The organism is Streptomyces beijiangensis, from assembly GCF_017315755.1.
In the GTDB taxonomy this organism is placed as follows: Bacteria; Actinomycetota; Actinomycetes; order Streptomycetales; family Streptomycetaceae; genus Streptomyces; species Streptomyces beijiangensis.
On the sequence record NZ_JAFLRJ010001343.1, the window covers coordinates 1 to 338 of the forward strand.

Annotated in this window: 1 pseudogene; it reads left to right on the forward strand. The window is 46.2% G+C overall.

Annotation, left to right across the window (positions count from 1 at the left end):
• A pseudogene (locus J0695_RS46450) lies at positions 1-271 on the forward strand (malate dehydrogenase); the annotation flags it as partial.
• Positions 272-338: the final 67 nt, after the last annotated feature.

The following is a 338-nucleotide window of genomic DNA, read 5'->3' on the forward strand; positions in this document are numbered from 1 at the left end:
CCTGTTAGGAAACGGAAGCGCGTACTATGCGCCGGCCGCTTCCCTGACAGAAATGGTTGAAGCAATCTTAAAAGACCAGCGCCGCGTGCTGCCGACCATTGCCTACCTTGAAGGCGAATACGGCTATGAAGGCATTTATCTCGGCGTTCCGACGATTATCGGCGGAAACGGTCTTGAACAGATCATTGAACTTGAACTGACTGAAACCGAAAAAAGTCAGCTCGATAAATCCGTTGAATCAGTCAAAAACGTCATGAAAGTATTATCATAATAAACACGGCAGGAAGGCTTTATACAAGCCTTCCTGTTTTTGAATGCGAACCTTTTACATAAGACGG